At 70.5% G+C, this 26613-nt stretch carries 23 protein-coding genes; 14 read left to right on the top strand and 9 right to left on the bottom strand.

Annotated features, from left to right (window positions below; genetic code table 11):
• Positions 1–888 (bottom strand): exodeoxyribonuclease III, encoded by an 888-nt coding sequence (locus tag AXK61_RS06810; RefSeq protein ID WP_068744411.1) that lies wholly within the window; start codon positions 886–888, stop codon positions 1–3.
• Between the two features lie 60 nt (positions 889–948).
• Between AXK61_RS06810 and AXK61_RS06815 the strand changes: the two genes are divergently transcribed.
• The 3 genes from AXK61_RS06815 to AXK61_RS06825 all read left to right on the top strand — a co-directional run bounded on the left by AXK61_RS06815 (position 949) and on the right by AXK61_RS06825 (position 3302).
• Positions 949–1803 (top strand): phytoene/squalene synthase family protein, encoded by an 855-nt coding sequence (locus tag AXK61_RS06815; protein ID WP_068744413.1) that lies wholly within the window; start codon positions 949–951, stop codon positions 1801–1803.
• A 177-nt stretch (positions 1804–1980) separates the two neighbouring features.
• A complete protein-coding gene (locus tag AXK61_RS06820) occupies positions 1981–2979 on the top strand; it encodes a hypothetical protein (protein ID WP_068573919.1) in 999 nt (332 codons plus the stop codon).
• Positions 2976–3302 (top strand): PadR family transcriptional regulator, encoded by a 327-nt coding sequence (locus AXK61_RS06825; protein ID WP_068575262.1) that lies wholly within the window; start codon positions 2976–2978, stop codon positions 3300–3302. Before AXK61_RS06820 ends, AXK61_RS06825 begins: the two co-directional genes overlap by 4 nt.
• A gap of 309 nt (positions 3303–3611) precedes the next feature.
• Here AXK61_RS06825 and AXK61_RS06830 read toward each other — a convergent pair whose 3' ends face one another.
• From AXK61_RS06830 to AXK61_RS06845, 4 genes are read right to left on the bottom strand one after another with little or no spacing between them, the layout of a single operon-like run.
• Positions 3612–4484, bottom strand: a complete 873-nt coding sequence (locus AXK61_RS06830) for an alpha/beta fold hydrolase (RefSeq protein ID WP_068573921.1) — start codon at positions 4482–4484, stop codon at positions 3612–3614.
• Complete coding sequence (locus tag AXK61_RS06835) at positions 4481–5377, bottom strand: alpha/beta fold hydrolase (RefSeq protein WP_068573923.1); 897 nt, start codon at positions 5375–5377, stop codon at positions 4481–4483. The genes AXK61_RS06830 and AXK61_RS06835 overlap by 4 nt, the downstream gene beginning before the upstream one ends.
• Before the next feature lie 10 nt (positions 5378–5387).
• On the bottom strand, positions 5388–6524 hold the full coding sequence (locus AXK61_RS06840) for a PDR/VanB family oxidoreductase (RefSeq protein ID WP_068573925.1): 1137 nt from the start codon (positions 6522–6524) through the stop codon (positions 5388–5390).
• A complete protein-coding gene (locus AXK61_RS06845; protein WP_068573927.1) occupies positions 6521–7417 on the bottom strand; it encodes a metal-dependent hydrolase in 897 nt (298 codons plus the stop codon). Before AXK61_RS06845 ends, AXK61_RS06840 begins: the two co-directional genes overlap by 4 nt.
• Before the next feature lie 157 nt (positions 7418–7574).
• On the opposite strand from AXK61_RS06845, the gene AXK61_RS06850 reads away from it, so the two are divergent.
• Positions 7575–7925 (top strand): ArsR/SmtB family transcription factor, encoded by a 351-nt coding sequence (locus AXK61_RS06850; protein WP_068573929.1) that lies wholly within the window; start codon positions 7575–7577, stop codon positions 7923–7925.
• Between the two features lie 20 nt (positions 7926–7945).
• On the top strand, positions 7946–8425 hold the full coding sequence (locus AXK61_RS06855) for an SRPBCC family protein (protein ID WP_068573931.1): 480 nt from the start codon (positions 7946–7948) through the stop codon (positions 8423–8425).
• Positions 8426–8485: 60 nt separating this feature from the next.
• Here the strand turns inward: AXK61_RS06855 and AXK61_RS06860 are convergent, their stop codons facing one another.
• Complete coding sequence (locus AXK61_RS06860) at positions 8486–9268, bottom strand: nucleotidyltransferase domain-containing protein (protein WP_068744415.1); 783 nt, start codon at positions 9266–9268, stop codon at positions 8486–8488.
• 81 nt (positions 9269–9349) lie between these two features.
• Here AXK61_RS06860 and AXK61_RS06865 point away from each other — a divergent pair, with 81 nt between their 5' ends.
• From AXK61_RS06865 to AXK61_RS06875, 3 genes are all read left to right on the top strand, one after another.
• Entirely contained in the window at positions 9350–10729 is a 1380-nt protein-coding gene (locus AXK61_RS06865) for a 3' terminal RNA ribose 2'-O-methyltransferase Hen1 (protein WP_068573935.1), read from the top strand.
• Positions 10726–13257 carry a polynucleotide kinase-phosphatase gene (locus AXK61_RS06870; RefSeq protein WP_068744417.1) on the top strand — a complete coding sequence of 844 codons (2532 nt, stop codon included), beginning with the start codon at positions 10726–10728 and terminating at the stop codon, positions 13255–13257. The genes AXK61_RS06865 and AXK61_RS06870 overlap by 4 nt, the downstream gene beginning before the upstream one ends.
• Before the next feature lie 163 nt (positions 13258–13420).
• Complete coding sequence (locus tag AXK61_RS06875; protein WP_068744419.1) at positions 13421–14767, top strand: DHA2 family efflux MFS transporter permease subunit; 1347 nt, start codon at positions 13421–13423, stop codon at positions 14765–14767.
• Positions 14768–14829: 62 nt separating this feature from the next.
• Here the strand turns inward: AXK61_RS06875 and crtI are convergent, their stop codons facing one another.
• Positions 14830–16320, bottom strand: coding sequence for a phytoene desaturase family protein (gene crtI, locus AXK61_RS06880; protein WP_156485589.1), 1491 nt, complete (start codon positions 16318–16320; stop codon positions 14830–14832).
• Positions 16321–16388: 68 nt separating this feature from the next.
• Here crtI and AXK61_RS06885 point away from each other — a divergent pair, with 68 nt between their 5' ends.
• Positions 16389–18398, top strand: coding sequence for a heavy metal translocating P-type ATPase (locus AXK61_RS06885; protein ID WP_068744422.1), 2010 nt, complete (start codon positions 16389–16391; stop codon positions 18396–18398).
• Positions 18399–18641: 243 nt separating this feature from the next.
• A complete protein-coding gene (lon, locus tag AXK61_RS06890) occupies positions 18642–20972 on the top strand; it encodes an endopeptidase La (protein ID WP_068744424.1) in 2331 nt (776 codons plus the stop codon).
• Positions 20973–21030: 58 nt separating this feature from the next.
• Here the strand turns inward: lon and AXK61_RS06895 are convergent, their stop codons facing one another.
• The gene (locus AXK61_RS06895) at positions 21031–21342 is read right to left on the bottom strand and encodes an EthD family reductase (RefSeq protein ID WP_068573947.1); all 312 of its coding nucleotides are present in this window, start codon (positions 21340–21342) and stop codon (positions 21031–21033) included.
• 491 nt (positions 21343–21833) lie between these two features.
• Positions 21834–22148 carry a hypothetical protein gene (locus AXK61_RS06900; protein ID WP_068744427.1) on the bottom strand — a complete coding sequence of 105 codons (315 nt, stop codon included), beginning with the start codon at positions 22146–22148 and terminating at the stop codon, positions 21834–21836.
• Between the two features lie 349 nt (positions 22149–22497).
• Between AXK61_RS06900 and dnaK the strand changes: the two genes are divergently transcribed.
• The 4 genes from dnaK to AXK61_RS06920 are packed head-to-tail and all read left to right on the top strand — an operon-like array spanning position 22498 to position 26586.
• Positions 22498–24339, top strand: a complete 1842-nt coding sequence (dnaK, locus tag AXK61_RS06905; RefSeq protein WP_068573951.1) for a molecular chaperone DnaK — start codon at positions 22498–22500, stop codon at positions 24337–24339.
• The gene (gene grpE, locus AXK61_RS06910; RefSeq protein WP_068573952.1) at positions 24339–24911 is read left to right on the top strand and encodes a nucleotide exchange factor GrpE; all 573 of its coding nucleotides are present in this window, start codon (positions 24339–24341) and stop codon (positions 24909–24911) included. Before dnaK ends, grpE begins: the two co-directional genes overlap by 1 nt.
• Positions 24912–24928: 17 nt before the next feature.
• Positions 24929–26188 carry a molecular chaperone DnaJ gene (gene dnaJ, locus AXK61_RS06915; RefSeq protein WP_068573954.1) on the top strand — a complete coding sequence of 420 codons (1260 nt, stop codon included), beginning with the start codon at positions 24929–24931 and terminating at the stop codon, positions 26186–26188.
• A gap of 2 nt (positions 26189–26190) precedes the next feature.
• Positions 26191–26586, top strand: a complete 396-nt coding sequence (locus AXK61_RS06920; protein ID WP_068744429.1) for a heat shock protein transcriptional repressor HspR — start codon at positions 26191–26193, stop codon at positions 26584–26586.
• The last annotated feature ends 27 nt before the right edge of the window (positions 26587–26613 follow it).

A 26613-nucleotide genomic window follows, 5' to 3' on the forward strand; every position in this document is an offset into this window, starting at 1 on the left:
TCAGTTCTTGGCCTGGGGAAGCTTCGCGCCCTTCGGGCTCACCCGCCCGGCCGACGGTGGCGGCACCATCGGACCGATGTCACCGTCGGGAGCGGTGTCCAGGTCGAGCATGACGGGGGCGTGGTCCGACGGCCCCTTGCCCTTGCGGGCCTGCCGGTCGATCCACGCGGCCGCGGTCCGGTCGGCGACGGTGCCGCTGGCCAGGATCAGGTCGATCCGCATGCCGAGGTTCTTGTTGAACATGCCGGCGCGGTAGTCCCAGTAGGAGAAGACCTGCTCGTGCGGCCAGCGTTCGCGGACCACATCGCGCAGGCCGAGGGCCTCGAGGGCGGCGATCGCGTCGCGCTCCGGCGGGGTGACGTGCGTGTGGCCGGCGAAGGCCGCCGGGTCGAAGACGTCCTCGTCGGTGGGCGCGATGTTCATGTCGCCGCAGACCAGTTGGGGGACGGTATCGGCCTTCACCTGCGCGACGAGCGCGGCGAGCCACTCGAGCTTGTAGGCGTAGTGGTCGGAGTCGATCTCGCGGCCGTTCGGCGTGTACAGCGAGTGCACGCGGATGCCGGGGTCGCCGTCTCCGGCGCCGCAGACGCCCGAGATCGCGCGGCCCTCGACGATGCCCTCGTACTCGGGCGCGCCCGGGATCCCGACGACGACGTCCTGCAGGCCCACCTTCGACAGCAGCGCCGAGCCGTTCCACGCCGGCTGTCCCGCGGTGGCGAACTCGTAGCCGCGTTCTTCCAGGTCCGGGCCGATCAGTGTGGCGAAGGCGTCGTCGGTCATCTTCAGTTCCTGCAGACAGACGACGTCGGGCCGGCGCGAGTCCAGCCACTCCAGCAGCCGCCCGTGCCGCTGCTTGACCGAGTTCACATTCCAGGTGGCGACGCGCATGCCCCCACCGTATCGGGGTGCCCTGACAGGTCCGCCGACGCGGTCGGGACACTGGAGGGCATGGATTCGAGCGAGCGGTACCTCCACGCCGCGGTCGCGGCTTCCGCCGTGGTGATCCGCGAGTACTCGACGTCGTTCTCGCTCGCCACGCGGATGATGCCGCGCCGCGTGCGTGATCACATCATGTCCATCTACGGGCTGGTCCGGGTGGCGGACGAGATCGTCGACGGTGCCTGCCCCACCGATCCGCGGGCCCACCTCGACGCGCTCGAGGCGTCGGTCGAGGCCGCGATCTCGGACGGGTTCAGCGCGAACCTCGTGGTGCACGCCTTCGCCGCGACCGCCCGTGCGACCGGTTTCGGCACCGAGCTGACCAGGCCCTTCTTCGCGTCCATGCGCGCGGACCTGACCCCCGCGCCGCACACGCCGGAGTCGCTGGCCGCGTACATCCACGGGTCCGCCGAGGTGGTCGGGCTGATGTGCCTGCGCGCCTACCTGTATGGCGTGCCCGCCTCGAGTCGGCCCGCTCGCTCCGCTCCCGGCGCCGGGTCGGACTACGAGCGCCTGGCGCCGGACGCCGCGCGACTCGGGGCGGCCTTCCAGAAGGTCAACTTCCTGCGCGACCTCACCGACGACGAGCTCCGCCTCGGCCGCGCCTACCTGCCCGAGCTCACGCAGCAGGCCTTCGACGACGCCCTCGACGACGCCGCCGCCGACCTCGCCGCCGGTCGCGCCGGGATCGCGCGGCTCCCGCGCGACGTCCAGCGCGGCGTCCGCGCCGCCGCCGACCTCTACGGGGAGCTCGTCCGCCGTCTCCGGTCCGCCGGGCTCGACGGTGCCCGCTCCGGCCGCGTTCGCGTCCCCACGACGGCGAAGGCGACGGTGCTCGCCCGCTCGGTCGTCGCCCCGCAGTGACGATGTAGTCACTCCGCGGGGTATTCATCTTCTGCATATCTCGCGTCACGCCTGGTCAGGTCGTGTTTTGCGCCTGGAGACTATTCATTTCGTGCATACCCTCGCTGTCGGCGGTGTTGTCCGTCGTCGTCCCGACTGCTATATCTAGATACAAATTCGATCTAGGTAGGAGTCGAGATGGAAGCGAAGGACTTCGCTGAGCGGGACGAGAAGTGGGGCAAGCGTTACGTCGTCACCCTCGCGTGGCAGGACGGCGTCGATCGTGAGCTCGTCGTCGCTCGGCAGAACGAGCTCGTCGACTCCATCGCCGCGGCCGGAGTCTCCGCTGACGAGTTGTTCGGCGATCCCGTGGAGCTCGCCCGGGCCGATGCGATCGAGTACGGGAGTCCGGACGCCGATGCGGAGGCGGCGGAAGGGCTGGGCATGCGTGATGTCTTCGCCCTGTCTGCGGTGATCCTGCTGATGATGGGAATCGGTGTGGGCGGGATGTTCCTGTTCGACGGTGCAGGCCCCGTCGACGTGGGCCTCGGTCCGCTCGTACTCGGGGTCGCCGTGGTGGCGTGCATGGTCGCGGGTTCTGCGGCGGTGGCGTTCTACACCGCCGGGCGGGTGCGTTCGGCGACGCGCTTCGCCGTGGGTGCACTCGCGGCCGTAGCCGCCGGCGGCGTCGTCACCGGAGTGGTCGGGTCGGACTCTGTACTGATCGCGGGAGCGCCCAGGTGGTTGGTCGCGATCTCGTTCCTGCTCCCGAGTGTGCTCGCGGTCGTGGCCTGGCGGCTCGTGCCGGCACGGACGCCGCAGAGCGCATGGACCGACGACGAGTGGTTCGAGCGATTCCGAGGGGCCCTGCGTGCCAAGGGGGTTCACTGGAAGGATGCGGCGGACTACGAGCGCAACCTGCGGGCGGAGCTGACGACCACCGCGTTCGACGATTTCGGGGCGCCCGGTGCGATGGCGCGACGTCTCGCGGGTGATGCCTCCGGTGCATCGGGTCGATACTGGTGGCGGATGCCGGCCTTCTACCTCGTCCTCGCACTCTTCGCAGCGTTCATGGCGGTCGACGCCGAGGGGAGTGCGAGGGCGTTGAACATCGCTCTGAGCGTGATGCTCGCGATCGGCGTCCTCACGAGCGGCCCGCGGGCATGGCGGGAGCGGACGCGGAAGGTGGCCGGATGAGCACCGCTGCGTGGCAACGGGCGACGTTGCCGCTCTTGATCCTCGGCGTGCTCGAGTCGGCGCCGCGGCACGGCTACGGCGTCTCCGCGGCGCTGGTCGATGCGGGGCTGCAGCCGATCAAGGGGGCCCAGTTGTATCCGGCGCTGGTGAAGATGGAGAACGACGGATTCATCGCCGCCGAGTGGGAGCAGAGCGAGTCCGGCCCCGCCCGCAAGGTCTACGAACTCACGGACGCCGGCCGCGAAGAACTCACCCGCCTCCGCGAGGAATGGCGCGCGTTCACCGCGGCCGCCGCCGCGCTCGGAGCCGCGCCCGCCCGCTGATTCACGTGGTCCCACGTCCCGCTGTCACTTCTGATTCTTCATAGCGCTGCAACGCTATGAAGAATCAGAAGTGATCGGTGGACTGCGGTCCGATCGGTGAGCCCGAGGATGGTCTCGCCGGGTGCGCCGCACAGACCGTCGGGGCATGTGCGGGACGCATCGACGGGAACTTCGATTACACTCTTGAGCTGCGACGATGCTGGTGTGCGAGAAGTGCATAGGCTCCGCGCGCGACACACGTCGCCTGCGGTCGCCGCCCGCGCCGCCCGCGATGTCCGCATCGTCCGCAGGGTCGCGCAAGCGCTGCGGCTACTGCGACGCGGCCCGCGGCAGGTCCGCAATGGCGTTGCGCTGCAGGAAGTCCGTGAGCAGCGCCGCGAACTCGGTCGCGCACTCGAGCTGTGGCATGTGGCCGACGCCCGGGATCAGGTGCGTCTCCGCGTGCGGCATCAGCGAGCGCGCGTTCTCCAACTGCGAGGGCGGGAGCACGCGATCGGCATCGCCCCACAGCACCATCGTGGGTCGCGGCGTCTTCGCGATCGTCGTGTGCAGCTCGTCGCGCCAGCCCGGCAGGATGCCGTGCCGCACGGACCCCAGCTCGTCCGCGGTCTTCCATGCGGTCAGGCCCGCGTCGGTCTCGTGGGCGATCGCCATCGCGTGGTCGATCCGCGCGCGGGTCGCGTAGGACTTGTCGGCGAAGATCAATCGCTCCTGCACGATCGCGCCCGGCCGACTCGCGGTGGTCGCGATGATCTTGCCCAGCACCGGGATTCCCAGCACGCGCAGCAGCGGGGTCACCTCGGAGCCGAAGCCGGCCGGGTCGACCAGGGTCATCGACGCCACCAGTTCGGGCCGCTGCGCCAGCAGGGTCATCGTGACCGCGCCGCCCAGCGAGTTGCCCGCCACGTGCACGGGGCCGGTCACCTCGAGCGCGTCCAGCAGCTCACCCACGCCGCGGCCCAGGGCGGCGAGCCCGGCACCGTCGGGATGCGGGGCGGACCATCCGTACCCGGACAGGTCCGGAGCGATCAGACGGAACTCGCCGGCGAGGGCCTCGAAGGTCGGGTCCCAGTCCTCCAGGCTGCGCGTGATGCCGTGCAGCAGAACCACAGTGGGCAGCGACGCGTCGCCGGACGTGCGCACGCGCACCCACCGGCCGCGCACCGGGATCCGCGAGATCATCGGTTCGACTCGATCCACTCGAAGGTCGCATCCGCCAGCGGTCCGGGGTTCTGTGCCACCACCCAGTGTCCGCCGGGCACCGACACGTGCCGCGACTTCGGCGACTTGTCCAGGCCGGCCAGCTGCAGTGGCGGCGTCACGAACAGGTCGCCCTCGGGCGTCACCACCTGGACGGGTACGGAGGTCGTCGCCTCGGCGGGCTTGAGGAACGGGCCGGGCATGTTGGCGCGGTACAGGTTCAAGCCGTTGGTGAAGTCGCGCTCGCTGCGGACGTATCCCTCGGCGACCCTGCCGCCGGTGCCGCGCTTCTCCAGCGTCTCGATCAGCTTCTGGCCCCAGCCGCGCTTGTACAGCGAATCGGCGAGTCCGGGGGCGAGGAAGAACGGAATGTAGGTCGAGCCGGCCGCCTGGCGCAGCCGCGCCGGCACGTCCTTGAAACCCTTGACACCCTGCAGGTACTCGCCCGCGTGGTTGAGGTTCGGCCCGGAAACCGATGTGTACGAGGCGGTCTTGTCCGCCACCGCGGGGTCGACGACGGCGTGCCAGCCCTGGATGGAGCCCCAGTCGTGGCCGATCAGGTGCACCTTCGACCGGTCGCCGCTCACCTCGCGCACCGCGTCGATCACGCGCGAGACGTCGGAGATCAGGCGATCGAACCGGTATCCGGCCTTGCCCGCCGGCGCCTCCGACTCGCCCGCGCCGCGCACGTCGTAGGTGTACACGTTCGCACGGCCGTCGAGCGCCGCCGCCACACCGTCCCACACGTGGTGGTTGTCGGGGTAGCCGTGGATCGCCACCACGGTGGGGAGGGCGGGATCATGGGTGCCGTAACGGAACCCGGCCAGGGTGAGTCCGTCGGAGCTGGTCACGTCGAACCGGTGCTGGTCAGTCATGGTGTACGCCTTACAGATCGATGGTCAGGTGCGAGCCCGCCGCGCGCGAGACACAGGTCAGCATCTGGCCCTGTTCCCGCTCGAAGGGCGTCAGGGTCTTGTCGCGGTGGTCGACGGTGCCCTCGGTCACCGTCATCCGGCAGGTGCCGCAGAAGCCCTGCTTGCAGGAGTACGGGGCGTCGGGCTTGGCCTTGAGGATCGCGGCCAGCAGCGTCTCGTCCGCGGCCACGTCGAGCGTGATGTCGGAAGCGGACAGCGTTGCGGTGAACGGCTTACCGTCGACGACGGGCGGCGCGGAGAACCGCTCGTAGTGCAGCTCGACGTCCGTGCGGCCGATCAGGCCGACGCGCAGCGATTCGAGCATCGGAATCGGTCCGCACGCGTACAGCGCGGTGGGGCCGGGGGTGTCGCCGATGAGGATGTCGGCGGTGGGGATGCCGTGCTCGTCGTCGGTGCGGACCTCGACCTTGTCGCCGAACGTCGCCACCTCGGCGATGAACGGGATGGTGTCGGTGGAGCGTCCGGTGTACAGCATCGACCAGCTCAGGCCGAGGCGCTCGGCGGCGATCATCATCGGCAGGATCGGCGTGATGCCGATGCCGCCGGCGACGAACCGCAGGTGCTCGGCGGACGATCCGTGGCCGGGCACGGCCATGGGCATGCCGTTGCGGGGTCCCTTGACGGTCACCGTCGAACCGACGTGCAGGGTCTCGTGCACCTCGACGGAACCGCCTCCGCCGCCGGGGATCCGGCGCACGGCGATGCGGTAGGTGTCGGAGTCCGCGGGGTCGCCGCACAGGGAGTACTCGCGCATGCGGCCCGACGGGAGCAGGAGGTCCAGGTGGGCGCCGGGCGTCCAGCGGGGGAGCGGGGAGTCGTCGGCGGAGACGAGGGTCAGTGCGACGACGTCCTTGTCGTGCGCGACGATCTCGCGGGAGACCACTCGCAGGTCGCGGGAGGTGCTCGGCTCGGCCAGGTTCCGCGGCTTCATCAGATGCGCGAACGCGGGGATGGTCACGCCGAAGAAGGCGTTGGCGAAGCGCAGCAGCGGGTCGTGCTTCCAGCGGCCGTACAGGTGCGGGGGCACCTCCGTGACGGGCTCGCCCCAGGGCCGGAAGACAGACGGGGCCTTGCGATCCCCGGTCATCCGTTCGCCGCCCGGGCGGCCGGCGAGGTGGCGAGGTAGGCCACGGCCTGCGCCGTCGAGCCGATCGAGGCCGGGTCGAAGTTGGGCTTGAAGTAGATGAGCGTGAACTTCACGACGTCCCGCAGCTTCGGCAGGATGTTCTTGTGCGAGCCCTTGAGGTACTCCCACCACAGCCGCGGGTAGGAGTAGCTGAAGTTCGGGTCCTTGCGCAGCATGTAGCCCGACGTGCGGTGCAGCGCGAGGATGAGGAAGACGATGCCCACGATCATCGCGCGGCAGCGGTGGAAGTAGCTGGGGTCGAAGTAGTTCGCCACGTCGTGCGCGACGGACCGGTGCTCGACCTCCTCGGCGCCGTGCCAGCGACAGATGTCGGCCATCGTCGGGTCGACGTTGAACTCGTCCCACGCGTTGTTGAGGGCGAACACGCCGAGGATCGCGGTGTAGTGCTCGACGGCCGCGATCAGCCACAGCCGCTGCACCATGTCGTTGTACTGGGCGCGATCGGAGTGGTAGGTCCGCGGTGCGAGGATCTTGCGGAAGATGTACTCGAACTGCCGGGCCACCGGCTTCGTGTCGATGCCGCACCGCTCCAGGTACTCGGACAGCGCGCGGTCGTGCGACTCGGCGTGCATGGCCTCCTGGCCGATGAAGCCGCGCATCGTGCGGGCGAGGTTCTCGTCCTTCACGAAGGGCAGCGCCTCGGTGTAGACCTCGCAGAACCAGCGCTCTCCCTCGGGGAGCACGGAGTGCAGGATGCTGCTGACGATGTCGCTGGCCACGGGCTCGCCGGGGATCCATTCGAGCGGGACGTTCTCCCAGTCGAAGCTCACGTTGCGAGCATGGATCTCGACCTCGGCGGGCTCGTGCTGTGCAGCCTTGGCGCGCGAACTCATCGGTGTGACTCCTTCCGCGGGTGTCTTGACATTCAACACCCTGGTGTCAATCGGGCGCCATCCTGCGGTGAGAGCGCCCGGCACGAAATCTATCACTTTCCTGCACGGGTGCAGAACTGCTTGCGCGGCGACTGTGACGGCCGTAACGTACAACGTGATGGTTGTAGATGAACTGGCGCCGGACGAGGTGGACCGCCTCTTCCACGCCCTCGCGGATCGCACCCGGCGCGACATCGTCGTCCGGGTGATCGAGCGGGAGAGTTCCGTGTCGGAGCTCGCCCGCGGCTACGACATGAGCTTCGCGGCGGTGCAGAAACATGTGGCGGTGCTGGAGCGGGCGGGCCTGGTCACGAAGGTGCGACGAGGCCGCGAGGCCCTGGTCCGGCCCGACATCGAGACCATCGCGCGCGGCGCCCGCCTGCTGCGCGGCTACGAGGACCTCTGGCGGGGCCGGGTCGCGCGGATGGATGCGCTGCTCGAGCCGCCACGGACTGAACCGATCGACTGACTCGACCAAGGAGTTCCGCCATGCCCGTGCTCACCACCGGCGCCGATCGCGACGCGCTGACGTTCACCCTGGAGGCGGAGTTCGCCGCCTCGCCCGAGAAGGTCTGGCAGCTCTGGGAGGACCCGCGGCTGCTGGAGAAGTGGTGGGGCCCGCCCACCTGGCCGGCCACCTTCGTCCGCCACGAGCTACGGCCCGGCGGTGAGTCGCGCTACTACATGACCGGTCCGGACGGGACGAGGGCCGCAGGCTGGTGGTCGACCGACTCCACGGCGGCACCGTCGACCTTCACCTTCCGTGACGGTTTCGCCGGAGACGACGGCGAGCCCGTCGACCCCGAGGACTACTCCGTGAACACGGTCGTCCTCACGGCCGCGGGAGGATCGACGCGGATGGAACTGGTCGCCGTCCACCGCACGCTCGAGCAGCTCGAGCGGGTGCTGGAGATGGGCATGGCGGAGGGGATGACCGAGGCGATGAATCAGATCGACGCCCTCCTCTGAGCGGTGTGGTGGATTGTGCCCGCTGGGCGGGCACAATCCACCACGGGTGGAGCGCGGAACTCACCACTCCCAGTGAGCGCGCTGCGTGGCCACCGCCCACGCGGTGATCCGGCCGGTATCGGCTTGCTCGGGCAGCGGGGTGCCGCGGTTGAGCAGCTCGCGGACCTGCCGCTCGAGCACCCCGATCGCCGCGGAGGCCGCGGCGCGCGGGACCTCGCCCCGCTTCACGGCCAGCACGTGCTCGCGCTGCTCGGCCGGCATCGGCAGGGTGAGCGTCCCGAAGCGGGCGATCTCGTACCCCTGATACGCGAGCCGCAGTGCGTGGCTGCCGTACTTCACGTCCCACCCGTACCGCTCGACCAGCTCGGGCCGGTTCGGCACGCCGTTCGCCCGGCCTAGCATCCGCTCGTGCTGGGAGTGCATGTAGCCGAGGAACCGCTCCACCGCCTGTCGGGAGAGGAACGCCGCGCGCAGCTCCCGGAGCGATCGCCCGAGATCGGTCGCCGTGATCACCGATTCCTCGGGCGCGTACAGCGGCAGGAGCACCGTCGGGTTGCCCTTGACGGCCAGCCGCAGGTACTTCCGCAGCGAGTACATGACCAGGTCGGTGTCGCCGGGCCCGCTGCGCACGCCCTCGGGCTGCGTCCGCCAGATGTAGTCCGGACGGTGCTCCTCGACGCCGAGCAGGGACTCGGGCGGCTCGACGTACACGCCGAGCTCGTCGTGGTCGTCGGTGCCCGCGATCGCGATGCCGTGCACGCCGGAACCCACGACGGTGCGCAGGATCTCGCCCTGCAGCGCCACGTCGCGGTCCCCGTACTCGACATTCTTCCGATCGGTCATGCTGCGACGATAGGTACGCCCGACGGTGCGCTCAACTGAATATCGCTTGGCCGCCGCTCCGCGACAGCGCAGAATGGACGGGTGTACCTGACCGTTTCCACGACCCGTACCCCCGCGACCGACCTGGGATTCCTCCTGCACAAGCATCCCGATCGGGTGCAGGAGTTCTCGCAGCCCTTCGGGACGGCCACGGTGTTCTACCCCGAGGCGTCGGAGGAGCGGTGTACGGCCGCACTGCTGCTGGAGGTGGATCCGATCGCGCTCGCGCGACGTCGTCGCGCGACGCCGGACTTCTCGCTGGGGCAGTACGTGAACGACCGACCGTACGCCGCGTCCTCGCTGCTCGCCGCGACCCTCGCCGACGTCTTCCGCAGCGCGCGCAAGGGGCAGGGCGGGTCGCGGCAGGCGGTGGCGGACACCGCGATCGACCTCGACATCGCGATCCCGGTGCTGCCCTGCCGCGGTGGTCCGGCGGTGGCCGAGCGCGTCTTCGCGCCGCTGGGCTGGTCGGTCGAGGCCGAGCCGATCGCGCTCGACGACGCCTTCCCGGACTGGGGCGACTCCCGGTACGTGCGACTGCGGCTGACCGGCACGGTCCGCCTCGCGGACGCGCTCAATCACCTCTACGTCCTGCTGCCCGTCCTCGACGAGTCGAAGCACTACTGGCAGGGCCCCGATGAGGTGGACAAGCTGCTCCGGTCCGGGGAGGGCTGGCTCGCTGCGCATCCCGAGCGGGAGCTCATCGCCCGCCGTTACCTCGGACGGGGACCGGGCCTCGCCGCGCAGGCCCTCGATCGCCTGGCGGAGCTCGACGGTGCGCCGTCCGCGACGTCCGACGACGAGGTCGCGCCCCGGCCGCTGAACGCACTGCGCCACGACGCGGTGCATCGAGTGATCGTCGACTGTGGTGCTGCCAGCGTCGTCGACCTGGGCTGCGGGCCGGGTGCTTTCGTGGAACGCCTGCTGGCGACCCGGGGGATCGAGCGGGTCGCGGGCTGCGATGTCTCCGTCCGCTCGCTGCAGCGCGCCGCGCAGCGGCTGCACCTCGACGGCATGACCGAGCGCCAGCGCGCCCGGGTCGACCTGTTCCAGGCGGCACTGACCTACGAGGACGAGCGCCTGTCCGGCTTCGACGTCGCGGTGCTCATGGAGGTGATCGAGCACGTGGATCCGTCCCGGCTGGGGGCGCTCGAGCACGTCGTGTTCGGCGCCGCCCGCCCAGGATCGGTGATCGTCACGACACCCAACCGCGAGTACAACGCGCTCTACCCGGACCTGACCGGGATGCGGCACACCGACCACCGGTTCGAGTGGAGTCGCGCCGAATTCGCTTCGTGGGCCGACGGCGTCGCCGCCCGGCACGGCTACGTGGTCCGCTACGAGGGCATCGGCGACATCGACCCCGACCGCGGAACCCCCACCCAGATGGCCGTCTTCACCCGGAAGGAGACCGACCGATGACCTCGCCGACCGATGCCGCCCCGACCGCCGCATCCGCGCCGATCACCGTGCCCGCGCGCGGCCTCGTGCTGCTCGTCGGTGCCTCCGGCAGTGGGAAGTCCACGTTCGCGCGCAACCACTTCCGCCCCACAGAGATCGTCTCCAGTGATGTCTGCCGCGGCCTCGTCGCCGACGATGAGAACGATCAAGCCGCGACCGCCGACGCCTTCGACCTGCTGCATCACCTCGTCGGGATCCGGCTGCGCCGCGGCCTGCTGACAGTGGTCGACGCCACCAACGTGCAGCGGGCGGCGCGCGCGTCCCTGGTGGCGCTCGCGCGCGATCACGACGTCCTCGTCGACGCGATCGTCTTCGACCTCCCCGACGAGGTCGCGGTCGAGCGCAACCGGATCCGGGCCGACCGCACCTTCGGTCCGCAGGTGATCACCCGGCAGGTGCGGGAGCTGCGCCGGTCGATGAAGGGCATCAAGAAGGAGGGATTCCGCCGGGTCCACGTCCTCCGGGACGTCGCGCAGGCCGACGGTGCCGCGATCATCCGCGAGAAGCCGTGGAACGACCGTACCGAGCTCACCGGCCCGTTCGACATCGTCGGCGATGTGCACGGCTGCGCCACCGAACTGCGCACGCTGCTCACCGATCTCGGCTGGCACGTGCGCCCGGACGGCGCCGAGCACCCCGAGGGCCGCACCGCGGTCTTCGTGGGCGACCTCGTCGACCGCGGCCCCGACACCCCGGGCGTGCTGCGCCTCGTCATGGGCATGGTGGCCGCGGGGAACGCGCTGTGCGTCAGCGGGAACCACGAAGCGAAGCTGGTACGCGCGCTGCAGGGGCGGAAGGTCACCGTGGCACACGGACTGCAGGAGTCGCTCGATCAGCTGGCCGCCGAGACCGAGGAGTTCCGCACCGCGGCTCAGGGGTTCATGGACGGGCTGCTCAGCCACTACGTCCTCGACGGGGGTCGGCTCGTCGTGGCGCACGCGGGCCTCAAGGAGGAGTACCACGGCCGGGCCTCGCGGCGGGTGCGTGCCTTCGCCCTGTACGGCGACACCACCGGCGAGACGGACGAGTTCGGCTACCCCGTGCGGTACCCGTGGGCCCGCGACTACCGGGGTGCCGCCACCGTCGTCTACGGGCACACGCCGGTCACCGAGCCGGCGTGGGTCAACAACACGCTCTGCCTCGACACCGGTGCCGTGTTCGGCGGCGCCCTCACCGCGCTGCGCTATCCGGAGCGCAAGATCGTCTCCGTCCCCGCGGAATCCCAGTGGTACGAGCCGGTCCGGCCGGAACCGCGGGAGTCGCAGGAGTCGGAGCAGGATCGGGTCGCGTCCGTGCTGCGCTACGACGACGTCGGCGGCACCCGCTGGCTGCCCACCCGCACGGGCGGCCGGATCAAGGTCGAGTCCGAGAACGCCGCCGCCGCACTGGAGGTGATGAGCCGGTTCGCGGTCGACCCGCGCTGGCTCGTGTACCTGCCGGCCACCATGTCCCCGGCGTCGGTGTCGCGCGGCGAGGGCTTCCTGGAGCACCCGGGTCGCGCCTTCGAGGACTACGCCGCCTGGGGCGTGCGGCGGGTGATCTGTGAGGAGAAGCACATGGGCTCGCGGGCGGTCGCCGTCCTCGCCCGGGACGGTGCCACGGCCGCACGCCGATTCGGCGTCACGGACGGCAGTACGGGCGCCGTGTTCACCCGCACCGGTCGTTCCTTCTTCGACGACGTCGAGCCGTTGGTGGACCGCCTCCGCCGGGCCGTGGACCCGCTGTTCGACCGACTGGAGACCGACTGGCTCGCGCTGGACTGCGAGCTCCTGCCGTGGTCGGTGAAGGCCGACGGCCTGATCCGCTCGCAGTACGCCTCGGTCGGCGCCGCCGCCCGCGTCGCGCTCCCGGCGGCTCTCACCGGGCTCGACGGTGCCGCCGCCCGCGGTCTCGACGTGACCCCGCTCCGCGCGCGTACGGACCGGAGGATGGTGAACGCCGGTGCCTTCCGCGATGCCTATGCCAGGTACTGCCGGCCGACGGACGGGCTCGACGGCGTCACCGTCGCACCCTTCCAGGTGTTGGCGGCCGAGGGACGAGTGCTCGCCACCGAGTCGCACGAGTGGCACATGGAGGCCCTTGGCGCGCTGGATGATCCGTTCCTCACGCCCACTCGGCACCGCATCGTCGATCTCGGATCGGAGACGGACCGTGCGGAGGCGACACGGTGGTGGACCGAGCTGACGGAGGCGGGCGGCGAGGGGATGGTCGTCAAGCCGCTCGACGGTGCCGGGCGGAAGGTGCAGCCCGGTCTGAAGGTCCGCGGCCGCGAGTACCTGCGGATCATCTACGGGCCGGACTACCTCGACTCGCTCGACGTGCTGCGTGACCGGAACCTCGCTCGCAAGCGGAAGATGGCGCTGGCGGAACACGCCCTCGGGCTCGACGCTCTCGCCTCGCTCGTCGACGGTGCGCCGCTCTGGCGCGTGCACCAGGCCGTGTTCGCTGTGCTGGCGCAGGAGTCGGAGCCGGTGGACCCGCGCCTGTAGGCGTGCCGGCCTCCGTCGATGAGACGGGGGCCGGTAAATCACTTGATCAGGTGCGCACCATGCGGGATAGGCTGCTGCGCATGATCTCTTGACACGTGTCGACGCGCGCTGCCGCATCGACGGACGCCTCCATCCGTGCCACCCGTGTCAGGAGTCCCCTCTTTTGCGTACCTCCACGCCCGTATCCCCGTCCGTCTCCGCCGACCGGTGGGCCGCGCTCGGCGCGCTCGCCCTCGGCTACGTCATGATCCTGGTGGACGCGACGGCGCTGTCCGTCGTCACCGTTCGCCTCATGGAGGGCCTGCGGACCGATGTCCGATCGGTGCTGTGGGTCTCGTCCGCGTACCTGCTCGCCTTCGCCGTCCCGATGCTGGTGTGCGGGCGCCTCGGCGACAGGTTCGGCCACCGCCGGATGTACCTGCTCGGCCTCTCCGTCTTCCTCGTGGCCTCCCTCGCCTGCGGATTCGCGCCGACCATCGGCGCCCTGGTGGCGCTGCGCGTCGTCCAGGGGTTCGGTGCGGCGCTCATGACGCCACAGGTCATGGCGATCATCACCCTCGTCTTCCCGATGGAGTCCCGCGGCGCCGCCCTCGGTGTGTGGGGTTCGATCACCGGGATCGCCACGCTGGCCGGCCCGCTTCTGGGCGGCGTGCTCAGTGATGTCGCGAGCTGGCGGTGGGTGTTCTGGCTCAACGTCCCCCTCGGCATCGTGGGCATCGTCATGACCCTGCGCTTCGTGCCGGGTTCGACGGTGACCGCCCGCCGGCTCGACCTCCCCGGCGCCGCCCTGTCCGCCGTCGCAGTGTTCGGCCTCGTCTACGGGCTGCAGGAGGTCGGCGGGAACGGGGCATTGCCGTGGCTCACGCTCGGCGTGGGCGCGATCGTCGCGGCAGCGTTCCTCGCGGGGCAGCGGCGCCGGGGCGACGGCGCCCTGGTTCCGCTGCGGCTGTTCCGAATCCGGAGTTTCGCGGCGTCGTCGGGCGTGAATGTGCTGGCGGGCGCGTGGGTGACCGCCTATGTCTTCCCCGCGACGCTGTACGCCCAGCAGCAGCACGGTGTCTCGCCGGGAGGCGCTGCGTTCCTGCTCGCGCCGACCGCGCTCGTCTCCGCTCTACTCGCGCCCCGGGTGGGCCGATCGCTGCGGCGTCGCGATCCCCGTGGCCTGCTGTCGGCGGGGCTGGCCGTCTGTGCCGTCGGCCTCGGGATCTTCGTGGCGGTCATCGCCGCGGGACTGGCGGCCGCGTGGCTGATGGTGCCCTCGGCCGTCGTCGGAGTGGGCAGCGCGATGATGTGGGGCCCGATGTCGCTGCTCGCCACCTCGGAACTGCCGCGCGACCTCGTCGGGGCGGGGTCGGGGGTGTTCAACACGACGCGGCAAGTGGGCTCGGCGTTCGGCGCCGCCGCGGTGGCCACCGTGCTGGCGCACGGTTCACCGGCCGGGGCGCTGGCGCTCGCGGCGCTCGTCTGTCTGGCCGCCCTCGCCGCCTCGTTCAGGCTGCGGCGGTCGTGAAACCGGCGGAATTCGGCGTCACGAAGCCGAATCGTCCCTCGTGATGAAGAAATCCGCCGATGTCACGAGGCGCTGAGGGCCTCCGCGGCGAGTCGACCGGAGATGAGCGCGGGCGGCACGCCGACGCCGGGGTGCGTCATCGAACCCGCGAGTACCGCGTTGGCGATGCCCGGCACGCGTTGCGGGCGGCGCAGTGGACCGGTCTGGGTGAGAGTGTGCGCCGCGGCGAACGGGGTGCCGGCGGACATGCCCTGTCGCGCCCAGTCCGCGGGGGTGTCCACGCGGAGGATCTCCCCGGAGTCGATGCCGCGGTAGCCGCGGCCCGCGAGCGTCCGTAGCACGTCGCGCACGTAGTCGGCGCCGATGGAATCCCAGTCCAGTGGAGCCGATTCCAGGTTCGGGCACGGGGCGAGGACGGACACGGGGGAGTCCTCGCCGGTCGTCACAGACGGCCGCGTGATCAGGTACGACGGGTCGCTCATCAGGCGGCCGCGTCCCCGCGTCGCGGTGATCTCCGCGAAGGTCTGCTCCCACGCGGCGCCGAAGTCCAGCGTGTGGTGCGCCTGCGTGGGCCAGTGCTCCTGCAGGTCCGGATCGACGTCGAGGTGCACGACGACCGCCGACGGCGAGAGCCGCACCCGCCGCGGAGCGCGACCGCCCAGCGGCGCGATGAGCCGGTCGGTGATCGGGGAGTCGGCGGTGAGCACCACCCCGTCGAACGCGAACCGCCGCACCGGCTCCGATACCGGACCGGTGGGCCCGGTGCTGCCGTCCGGCCGCGGGACCGGGCGGGCGCGCAGGCCCGTGACCAGGCCCCGTCGCCCGTCGAGGCCGAGCACCTCGTGCCCGAGGAAGACGGTGCCGCCGGCCCGCTCGACCTGCTCGGCCATCACCGAGGCGACGCGGCCCATCCCGGCGCGCGGGTACCAGACGCCCAGGCCGACGTCCATGTGCGAGATCACGGCGTAGACCGCCCGCGCGGCGGACGGCGCGACTCCGGCGTAGAGCGCCTGGAAGGTGAGCATGCGGCGGGCGCGCGGATCGTCGACGCGGTGGTCCACCTGATGTTGCATCGACCGCAGCGCACCGAGGCGCACGAGCCGACCGAGCGCGGCCAGGTCGCGCGGGTTCGCGTAGGAGGACCATGCGGCGTCGCCGCCGATGAACCGCTCGTAGGCGGCGTCGAACATCGACTCCTGCCAGCGCATGTGCTCGTCGACGGCGAGGTCGTCGGGTACGTGCAGGACGCCGGCCGGCAGGCCCTCCAACGCCGGGAAGCGGCCCGCGTACGCGGGCGTGACGGGGAGCAGGTCCAGCTCGTCCTCGGCAGCGAAGCGGTCCAGCCCCGCGGCGGCGAGGGCGTCGAAGACCAGCTCCGGCATCGTCAGCACGCTCGCGCCCGGGTCGACGAGGTGGCCGCGGACGGTCTCCGTCCCCGCGCGCCCGCCGACCTGCGGCGACCGCTCCACGACGGTGACTCGATGGCCCGCCCCGAGCAGGTGCAGCGCCGCCGACAGCCCGGACAGCCCCGCCCCGATGATTCCGATGTGCACGGGTCGAGTCTAGGAACTCCTAGAAGCAATATATTGCAATGTATGCATATATCACCTACGGTGAAGCCATGAGCGCAGAACACGACCACGATTCCGGCCACTCGGCGCGGTGGGAGATCGGCTTCGCCATCGCCTCGGGCGTCACCTACACCGCGGGCATGATCGCCGAGTACGCCCTGGGGCTGTCCGGCGTCGGCACCGCCCTCTTCCTCGCCACCTACTTCTTCGGCGGCTTCTTCACCATCCGCTCGGCCATCAGGTCCACGCTGGCCGGGAAGTTCGAGGTCGACTTCCTCATGCTCGTCGCGGCGATCGGCGCCGCCTCGATCGGCCGCTTCGCCGAGGGCGCGGTGCTGCTGTTCCTGTTCAGCCTCGGCCACGCGCTGGAGGAGTTCGCGCTGGCCCGGGCGTCGAAGTCGATCGAGGCGCTCGCCGGCCTCGCGCCCCGTACGGCGCTGGTGCACGTCGGCGGACCGTCGACCACGGCCGGTGAGTTCGTGGACCGGCAGGTGGACGACCTCACCGTCGGCGACCTCGTGCTGATCCGCCCGAACGCCCGCGTCAGCGCCGACGGCGTCGTCATTGACGGCCGGTCCGCGATCGACCAGAGCGCCGTCACCGGCGAGTCCATGCCCGTGGAGAAGGAACCGGCCACGGGCCGCGCGGGTGCGGAGAACACCGTCTTCGCCGGCACCGTGAACGGCTCCGGCGCGCTCGTCGTACGGGTCACGGCGCTCGCGAAGGATTCGACGCTCAGCCGCGTCGTCGAGCTCGTCGCCTCCACCGACCAGGCCAAGTCGCCCACGCAGCGCTTCCTCGACAGGTTCCAGCGGATCTACGTGCCGGCCGTGATCGCCTTCGTGATCGGCGTCTTCGTCGTCGGGTACGTCGCTCTCGGCAAGCCCTTCGACGACGCCTTCTACCTCGCCATGGCCGTGCTCGTCGCCGCGAGCCCGTGCGCGCTCGCTCTGGCCACCCCGTCGGCCGTGCTCGCGGGAGTGGCCCGCGCGGCCCGCGCCGGCGTGCTGGTCAAGGGCGGCGCGCCGCTCGAGACGCTGGGCCGCGTCACCTCGATCGCCTTCGACAAGACCGGCACGCTGACCTGGGGCGAGCCGCGCGTGACGGACACCGTCGCCGCTCCCGGCTCCCCGCTCGACGATCTCCTCGCCACCACGCTGGCCGTCGAGAGGCTCTCCGATCACCCGCTGGCCGCCGCCGTCGCGGACGCCGTCGCCGCCCGGACCAGCACCGTTCTCTCCGCGACGGACCTGCAGTCCGTCACCGGCCGCGGCGTGCGCGCCGTCGTCGAGGGGGAGGCGGTCGAGATCGGCAACGAGCGACTCTTCACCGACATCGGTGTCGCGCTCGATCCGGTGGCCGCCGACGTCGAACGCCTGCAGGCCGCCGGCCGCACGCTCATGATCGTCCGCCGCGGCGGCCGCTTCCTCGGGGTGATCGGCGTGATGGACACGCCCCGCCGGGAGGCCGGGCAGGTGCTCGACCGCCTACGCGAGTCCGGCATGACCGACATCGTCATGATCTCCGGCGACCATCAGCAGGTCGCCGAGGCCGTTGGGCGCGAGGTCGGCGTCGACCGCGCGCTGGGCGGCCTGCTGCCCGAGGACAAGGTCTCGCACGTCCGGGAGCTGTCCGGCGGCGACCGGGCCCGACGGTGCGCCATGGTCGGCGACGGCGTGAACGACGCGCCCGCGATGGCGCAGGCCGACGTCGGGATCGCCATGGGCGCAGCCGGTTCCGCGGTCGCACTGGAGACCGCCGATGTCGCCCTGATGAGCGACGACCTGGGGCGCCTGCCCTTCGCGGTCCGGCTGAGCCGGCGGACCAGCCGCATCATCCGGCAGAACCTCATCGCGGCGCTCGGCATCGTCGTCTTCCTGGTGATCGTGACCTTCCTCGGGATGCCGATGGGCCCGGTGGTCTTCATCCACGAGGGCTCGACGCTCATCGTCGTGGCGAACGCGCTGCGGCTGCTGCGGCTGCTGCGCTTCGAGGTGGGAAGGGAGCACGAAGGGGTCGAGCACGAGGCGCGCCCGGTGCACGAGCCGGTGGCGGCGTGAGATCGGGGAGCGCAGTCGAGCACGAGGCGCGCCCGGTCCGTGAGCCCGTCGCGGCCTGATCCGCTGAAAATGTGTGGTCATCCGTTCTCACGATCATGAGAACGAATGACCACACATCTGCGCGTCGCGGCGGCGGATGCTGCGAAAGTAGCTGTCGGGCGACGGGTTCGCCCACGGCGAACGCCTGGAACAACCGGGCGGGCCGCCGACGTTGAGCGGGGCAGACTGAACTTTGGAGGTCCCATGTCTGAGCAGATGACTCTGCCCGTTCTCTTCGTTCCCGACCTCGTGGTGCTGCCCGGCATGGTCGTCCCGATCACGCTCGACGATGCCGCGCAGGCCGCTGTGGACGCCGGCCGTGCCAGCGAGCGCGGCAAGCTCCTCATCGCCCCTCGGCAGGGCGACGGCTACCCCACGCACGGCGTCGTGGCGTCGATCGTGCAGGTGGGACGGGTGCAGGGGCAGTCCGAGTTCGTCGCGGTGCTCCGCGGTGAGCAGCGCGCCCACATCGGGTCGGGCACCACCGGCCCGGGCGCGGCGCTGTGGGTGGAGGTCGACCTCATCGAGGACTCGCCCGTCACCGAGCGCACCAAGGAACTGGCCGCCGAGTACCGCAAGGTCGTGCTCGCGATGCTGCAGCGCCGCGAGGCGTGGCAGCTCATCGACGCGGTCAACAAGCTCACCGATCCCGCGGCCCTGGCCGACACGTCCGGCTACTCCTCGTGGCTGACGACCGAGCAGAAGCGGCAGCTGCTGGAGACCGGCGACGTCGACGAGCGGTTGCAGCTGCTCATCGACTGGACCGGCGAGCATCTCGCCGAGACCGAGGTCAGCGACAAGATCGCCTCCGATGTCCGCGAGGGCATGGAGAAGCAGCAGAAGGAGTTCCTGCTCCGCCAGCAGCTGAACGCGATCCGCAAGGAGCTCGGCGAGGGTGAGCCCGAGGGCTCGGACGACTACCGCGCCCGCGTCGAGGCCGCCGACCTGCCCGACAAGGTGCGGGAGGCCGCGCTGCGTGAGGTCGGCAAGCTCGAGCGCGGCACGGACCAGAGCCCCGAGGCGGGCTGGATCCGGACGTGGCTCGACACGGTCCTCGACCTGCCGTGGAACACGGTGACCGAGGACGTGACCGACCTCAAGGGTGCGCGCGAGATCCTCGATGCCGACCACCACGGCCTCGACGACGTGAAGGACCGCATCGTCGAGTACCTGGCCGTCCGCACGCGGCGGGCCGAGCGCGGCATGTCCGTGGTCGGCGGCCGCGGGTCGGGCGCCGTCATGGTGCTCGCCGGCCCTCCCGGCGTGGGCAAGACCTCGCTCGGCGAGTCCGTGGCCCGCGCGCTGGGCCGCAAGTTCGTCCGCGTGGCCCTGGGCGGCGTGCGCGACGAGGCGGAGATCCGCGGGCACCGTCGCACCTACGTGGGTGCGCTGCCGGGCCGGATCGTCCGCGCGATCGGCGAGGCGGGATCGATGAATCCCGTTGTGCTGCTGGATGAGATCGACAAGGTGGGCTCCGACTACCGCGGCGATCCCGCGGCGGCGCTGCTCGAGGTGCTCGACCCGGCGCAGAACCACACCTTCCGCGACCACTACCTCGACCTCGACCTGGACCTGTCCGACGTGGTCTTCCTCGCGACCGCCAACGTGATCGAGAACATCCCGTCGGCGCTGCTCGACCGCATGGAGCTCGTCACGATCGACGGCTACACCGAGGACGACAAGGTCGCCATCGCCCGGGACTACCTGGTCCCGCGCCAGCTCGACAAGGCGGCGCTGACCGTCGATGAGGTGACCGTCACCGACGACGCCCTGCGCGAGATCGCGGCGAACTACACCCGCGAGCCCGGCGTCCGGCAGTTCGAGCGGCTGCTCGCCAAGGCCCTGCGCAAGGTGGCGGTCGAGCAGTCCGACGGTGCCGAGCGCACCGTCGTCGATGTGGACTCGCTCGTCGGCTACCTGGGCCGGCCCCGGTTCACCCCGGAGACGGCCGAGCGGACCGAGGTGCCCGGTGTGGCAACGGGTCTCGCGGTGACGGGCATGGGCGGCGACGTCCTGTTCATCGAGGCGCTGCACACGCCCGGCGAGGGCGGGCCGGAGCTCAAACTCACCGGTCAGCTCGGCGACGTGATGAAGGAGTCGGCGCAGATCGCGCTGTCGTACGTGCAGGCGCACGCGGCCGACTTCGGGATCGACCCGGCCGCGCTGAACGGCACGGTGCACATCCACTTCCCGGCCGGCGCCGTCCCCAAGGACGGGCCGTCGGCGGGCGTCACGATGGTCACCGCGCTGGTGTCCGTGCTGACGGGGCGGCGCGTGCGCAGCGATGTCGGGATGACCGGCGAGGTCACGCTGAACGGCCGGGTGCTGCCCATCGGCGGCGTCAAGCAGAAGCTGCTGGCCGCGCAGCGCAACGGCCTGAAGACGGTGTTCGTGCCCCAGCGCAACGAGACCGACCTCGACGAGGTCCCGGCCGAGGTCTTGGCCGCCCTCGAGGTGAAGCCGATGATCGACGTGGCGGAGATCGTCGCGCAGGCGCTCGAGCCGGTTGTGCAGGGCGCACAGGTCGCTGCCTAACGGGTCCGACGGTACGCGGGCGGGTCGCTTCGGCGGCCCGCCCGCTGTCGTGTCCGGGCTACAGCGAAACCTCGGTGACCTCGGTGAACACCATCGAGGCACCGCCGGTGGCGAAGTTCGCGACGTCCTTGCCCACCTCGCGGCCGATGTCCGAGCCGAGCGCGGCCAGGAGGTCGGCCTTGCTGTCGAAGTACAGCTCGGCGACCTGGTAGATGTCCGGGGTGCTGCCGTCGAGCGTGTCGCCCTTCGACACCGCTGCGCTCCGCAGTCCGGGCAGCTTCGCGGCCAGCGGCAGGTGCGTGCCCGTGTAGTACGCGTCGAACGCCGCGGCGTCGGTCGGCTGGTTGTAGAGCACGGTCAGTCGGTACATCGGATCTCCTGGTTCTGGGACGCGGTCGCCCTCGACGCTACTGATCCGACGGTGCGCCCGGGTCGCTTCCGCGCCCGACGGGCTTCCGGTGGGGGAATCGGTGCGGGCCGGGAGATCCGGCGTTTCGTGGGGGACGCTCGGCTTGGGGTGGGGGGATTTGGCTTCTGACGGGGGAGGTCTGGTGTGCGATAGGGGACGCGGCTTCTGATGGAGGAGGTGTGGCGTCTGATGGGGGAGTCGGCGCCGCGCGGGGGACGGCCGAGCCCCCACGAGAAGCACGGCGTTCGGTGGGGGAGCGGACGCATCAGCGGGGACTCGGCGTGGCGTGGGGGACGAACGTCGCGCCCGACTCGCGACGTCACCTCTGGCCGGCGCGATCGAGCGGAGACGTGGTGGTGGCCGTCGGTGCCTTCATGACATAGCCGACTGGTGCGGGTGTGGATCCATCGAGTGCGTGGGTATGCTGCGCCTGCTGTGGTGACGAAGACGGTTCAGTGCGATGCGGCGGCCAGCGCGGTGATCACGACGATGGCCACCACGGGACCGGTCATCGCGAGGACGGTGGTGCACGCGATCCGGCACGGGCCGCGGCCCCAGGCGCTGCCGATCGCGGCGAGGAGGGGCGTCGTGAGTGCAGCGAGGGCGGCGACGCCCGCCAATTCGTCGAAGGCATCGACGTCGTTGCCCAGGATCGCGACGACGAGCAGAACGAAACACCCGTAGGCCGCGCCGGAGGCGCACAGCGCCACGCGGGCGATGCGGGTGCGAAGGGCGTCGCGGTGGTCGGTGCACACGGTGATCGTCATGCCGTTCAGTTCACCCGTCGACGGGCGGTCACGGATGCGTGGAACTACTCGGATCGCCTCCTGATTCCTACCGTGCCGGGCCGGCACGTCGGACTGTGAGTGAGGTCACAGCGCACCGTCGAGCACTGTGACCTGCAGAAACAGAACTTGAGTGGAATAGGCTCAACTTTCTCGCGAAACGGGGAACATTCCCGTCCGGACGTCCGTTGGACATGACGTACTACTTGAGCGTGCCTCGCTCAATGGGGTAGAACTGACGTGTTCGCCCCTTGAGCCGGGGGCGCTGAAGTCTTGTCAGTAGGAAGTAACCATCGGCCGCACGCGGCCGGCAACCAGGAGGCAAACAAATATGGGACGTGCAGTAGGCATCGACCTCGGCACCACCAACTCGTGCGTCGCTGTCCTCGAGGGCGGCGAGGCTGTCGTGATCGCGAACGCCGAGGGCTCGCGGACCACCCCGTCCGTGGTGGCCTTCGCGCGCAACGGTGAGGTCCTGGTGGGTCAGCCCGCCAAGAACCAGGCCGTCACGAACGTCGACCGCACCATTCGCTCGGTCAAGCGCCACATCGGTACGGAGTGGACGCAGAAGATCGATGACAAGGACTACACCAGCCAGGAGATCAGCGCCCGCACGCTGATGAAGCTCAAGCGCGACGCCGAGGCGTACCTGGGCGAGGACGTCACCGACGCCGTCGTTACCGTGCCCGCGTACTTCAACGACGCGCAGCGCCAGGCCACCAAGGAGGCCGGCCAGATCGCGGGTCTGAACGTGCTCCGCATCGTCAACGAGCCCACCGCCGCCGCGCTCGCGTACGGCCTGGACAAGGGCGAGAAGGAGCAGACCATCCTGGTCTTCGACCTCGGTGGCGGCACCTTCGACGTCTCGCTGCTGGAGATCGGCGACGGTGTCGTCGAGGTCCGCGCGACCTCGGGCGACAACAACCTCGGCGGTGACGACTGGGATCAGCGCATCGTCGACTGGCTCGTCGAGAAGTTCAAGGCGCAGCACGGCATCGACCTGACCAAGGACAAGATGGCCATGCAGCGTCTGCGCGAGGCCGCCGAGAAGGCGAAGATCGAGCTGAGCTCGGGCCAGAGCACCTCGATCAACCTGCCCTACATCACGGTGGACGCCGACAAGAACCCGCTGTTCCTCGACGAGAACCTGAGCCGTAGCGAGTTCCAGAAGATCACCAACGATCTGCTGGAGCGCACCCGCAAGCCCTTCCAGGCCGTCATCAAGGACGCCGGCATCGCTGTGGGCGACATCGACCACGTCGTGCTCGTCGGTGGTTCCACCCGTATGCCCGCCGTCACCGAGCTGGTCAAGGAGCTCACCGGCGGCCAGGAGCCCAACAAGGGCGTCAACCCGGACGAGGTCGTCGCCGTCGGCGCCGCCCTGCAGGCCGGCGTGCTGCGCGGCGAGGTCAAGGACGTGCTGCTGCTCGACGTCACCCCGCTGTCCCTCGGCATCGAGACCAAGGGCGGCGTGATGACCAAGCTCATCGAGCGCAACACCACGATCCCCACCAAGCGCTCCGAGACCTTCACCACGGCCGACGACAACCAGCCGTCGGTGCAGATCCAGGTCTTCCAGGGTGAGCGTGAGATCGCTGCGCACAACAAGCTGCTCGGCAGCTTCGAGCTGACCGGCATCGCGCCGGCTCCGCGCGGTGTGCCGCAGATCGAGGTCACCTTCGACATCGACGCCAACGGCATCGTGCACGTGACCGCGAAGGACAAGGGCACGGGCAAGGAGAACACCATCAAGATCTCCGACGGCAGTGGCCTGTCGCAGGAGGAGATCGACCGGATGATCAAGGACGCCGAGGCGCACGCCGCGGAGGACAAGGCTCGTCGCGAGGAGGCGGAGACCCGCAACCAGGCCGAGTCGCTGGTCAATCAGACCGAGAAGTTCCTGTCCGAGAACGCCGACAAGGTTCCGGCCGAGAACAAGGAGAAGGTCGAGGCCGCGATCAAGGAGGCGAACGAGGCGCTCCAGGGCACCGACATCGCCGCCGTCAAGGCCGCCGTCGAGAAGCTGTCGACCGAGTCGCAGGCTCTGGGCCAGGCCATCTACGCCGCGGCCGGTGCCGAGGCCGGTGCCGACGGTGCCGAGGCCGGCGCTCAGCAGGACGACGGTGTCGTGGACGCCGAGGTCGTCGACGAGGATCCGAAGGACGCCAAGTAATGACGAGCCCCGAGAATCCGGTGGAACCGGACGAGGTGACCCCCGAGGCCGTGGCGGAGGAATCCGCCGCGGCCCCGGCCGGGCCGGACGACGCGGCGCAGGCCGAGGTCGTGGACGGGGCGCCGTCGAGCAAGGAGGCGGAACTCACCGCCGATCTGCAGCGCGTCTCGGCGGAGTTCGCCAACTACCGCAAGCGCACCGCGCGCGAGGTCGTCGACGCCCGTGCCGCGGGCAAGGCCTTCGTCGTGGGTGAGCTGCTCGTGGTTCTGGACGATCTGGATCGGGCGCGAGGTCACGGCGACCTCGAGGCCGGACCGCTGAAGTCCGTGTCCGACAAGCTCGACGGTGTGCTCAAGGGGCTCGGTCTCGAGCCCTTCGGCGCCGAGGGCGACGAGTTCGATCCGTCGATCCACGAGGCCGTGCAGCACGAGGGCGACGGTGCCGATCCCGTTCTGGGAGCGGTGCTGCGCCAGGGATATCAGATCGATGGCAAGGTGATCCGTAACGCCATGGTCGCTGTGACGGACCGTCCGGCCGATGCGCCGGGTGAGTCCGCTCAGGGCGACTCATAGAAAGGAGGTGATGCCCAGTGGCACAGAGGGAATGGGTCGAACAGGACTTCTACAAGGAGCTGGGCGTCAGCTCCAGCGCGAGCGCCGACGAGATCAAGAAGGCCTACCGCAAGCTCGCCCGTGAGCTGCATCCGGATGCGAATCCGGGCAACACGCAGGCCGAGGAGCGCTTCAAGCGGGTCTCGGAGGCGCACGCCGTGCTCTCCGACCCGGCCAAGCGCAAGGAGTACGACGAGACGCGACGCCTGTTCGGCGCCGGTCGCTTCGGCTCCGGCGGTTCGGGCGGCTACGGCGGCGGCGCAGGTGGTTTCGGCTCCGGCGGCTTCGGCAACGCCGGGGGCGGTTCGGGAGGGTTCTCCTTCTCGGACATCTTCGACGGTGCCGCCTCCGGCAACGGCGGTGGCGGCGGTGGCGGAGGCTTCGGAGACATCTTCGAGGGCCTCTTCAACCGCGGCGGCGCGGCGCAGGGCGGCCCCGGCCCCCAGGCCACGCGGCCCCGTCGGGGCAGCGATCTCGAGTCGGAGATCACGCTCGGTTTCCGGGACGCGACGCTCGGCGTGACCACGCCGATCACGCTGACCTCGCCGTCGCCGTGCACCACGTGCCACGGTTCCGGCGCCAAGCCGGGAACCAGCCCGCGGGTGTGTCAGTCCTGCAACGGTTCCGGACTCGTGAGCCGGAACCAGGGGGCGTTCAGCTTCTCCGAGCCGTGCCCGGACTGCCGCGGCACCGGCTCGGTGATCGACGACCCGTGCACCGACTGCAACGGCACCGGCGTCACTGTGCGCACCCGCACGGTGAACGTCAAGATCCCGCCCGGCGTCAAGGACGGCCAACGCATCCGCCTGGCCGGCCAGGGGCAGGCGGGGATGCGCGGGGCACCGTCGGGTGATCTGTTCGTGACCGTGCAGGTGAAGGCCGACGAGGTCTTCAGCCGCAACGGCGACGACCTCCTGGTCACCCTGCCCGTCAGCTTCTCGGAGCTGGCGCTGGGCGCCACCGTCACGGTGCCGACGCTGACCCAGTCCGTCGGCGTGAAGATCCCGGCGGGAACCACCGACGGCCGCACCCTGCGGGTGCGTGGTCGGGGTGTGCCCAAGCGGGCCGGCGGTCACGGTGACCTGCTCGTCAAGGTGCAGGTGGCGGTCCCGCCGTCGCTCGACGAGCGGGCCCAGGAGGCGCTGCGGGCCTACACCGAGGCCGAGCGCGCGAGCGGATTCGATCCGCGCAGCGGCTGGGCCGGTGCAGCGGGCGGCGCGAGCGGCCCGGGGGCGTGACGATGAACGGCGACAAGCGGTTCCCCGAAGATCCGGACGCGCACGTGTTCATGATCTCGGTGGCTGCGCAGCTCGCGGGGATGCACGCGCAGACCCTCCGCACGTACGACCGGCTCGGGCTCGTCACGCCCGAGCGGTCGGCGGGCGGGGGGCGGCGCTACTCCACGCGGGATGTCGATCTGCTACGCGAGGTGCAGCGACTCTCGCAGGACGAGGGCGTGAACCTCGCCGGCATCAAGAGGATCATCGACCTCACCAACCAGGTCGACGCGCTGCAGCGCCGCGTGGAAGAGCTCACCGCTCAGGTCGAGACCTCGCACCGCACCGGCACCGAGCTGGTGCACGTGCCGAAGTCGAGCGCCATGGTGGTCTGGCAACCCCGCACCCGCCGCCGCTAGTCTCCACCGCGCTCCCAGCAGGGAGCG

Source organism: Tsukamurella pseudospumae, assembly GCF_001575205.1.
In the GTDB taxonomy this organism is placed as follows: Bacteria; Actinomycetota; Actinomycetes; order Mycobacteriales; family Mycobacteriaceae; genus Tsukamurella; species Tsukamurella pseudospumae.